This is a genomic window from Polaromonas sp. P1_E3 (assembly GCF_056405935.1).
The window spans coordinates 1-1,042 of record NZ_JBFUBD010000663.1 but is presented as its reverse complement, the minus strand read 5'-3'; the positions used below and the strand labels follow the sequence as shown (position 1 = coordinate 1,042).

1 protein-coding gene is annotated in these 1,042 nt (G+C 58.7%); it reads left to right on the top strand.

Annotated elements, in window-relative coordinates; translation table 11 throughout:
- Positions 1 to 922: peptide ABC transporter substrate-binding protein (locus tag AC1D0Z_RS22600; RefSeq protein WP_477660378.1), on the top strand; the 922-nt coding region annotated here is incomplete at its 5' end.
- Between the last annotated feature and the right edge of the window lie 120 nt (positions 923 to 1,042).

Here is a 1,042-nt window from a genome sequence, read left to right as displayed (position 1 = left end):
GGCGTACTGGGATGCGAAGAATGTCCAACTCACCAAGCTCACCTATCTCTCGGTTGAAGACGGCAATGCCGATGTGAAGCTTTATGAGTCGGGCGAGAACGACTGGGTATACCAATTGCCGCCGGGCACCTTTGACAAGTACAAGGCGCAGTACCCCAAGGAAATCCGCAACACCGACATGCTGGGCCTGCGCTACTACTCGCTGAACAATGCGGACCCGGCGCTTAAGGATATTCGTGTGCGCAAGGCGCTGTCGATGGCGCTGGACCGCGACATCCTCGCGCAGCGTGTGACGGCCGATGGCCAGACGCCGGCCTATGGCGTGATCGTCAAAGGGACCTCGGGTGCTGACGTCACCTCTTATGACTGGGCCAAGTGGCCCGCCGACAAGCGCATCGCCGAAGCCAAAAAGCTGCTCAAAGATGCGAACCTTCCGGCCGGCACCAAGCTCAAGTTCTCCTACAACACCAGCGATTACCACAAAAAAATGGCCATCTTCGCAGCCTCCGAGTGGAAGACCAAGCTGGGCCTGGACGTTGAACTCGAAGCGATGGAGTTCAAGGTGCTCATCAAGAAGCGCACCGACAAGGACTACCAGATCGCGCGCAACGGCTGGATCGCCGACTACAACGACGCCACCACCTGGCTCACGCTGGTGCAGTGCGATTCTGACCAGAATTACCACAACAGCTGCAACCGCAAAGCCTCGGCGCTGATCGATGAAGGCAACCAGTCGATGGACCCGGCCAAGCGCAAGGCGCTGCTGACACAAGCCGCAAAGATGATCATGGAAGACTACCCCATCATCCCTTTGCTGCAATACACTGTGCCGCGGCTGGTCAAGCCTTATGTGGGTGGGTATTCGACCACCAACGCGCTGGACCGCTACCGTGGCAAGGACCTGTACATCATCAAACATTGATGTCCGTCCGGGCGGGCACCGCGCGTGCCTGCCCGTCGCCCTCTTTTTTCAGCGCGCCCCGACATTTTTCTGATGCCATGCCGGCCTTTCAGGGCTAAGCTGTACCCGACCCCCCCATGT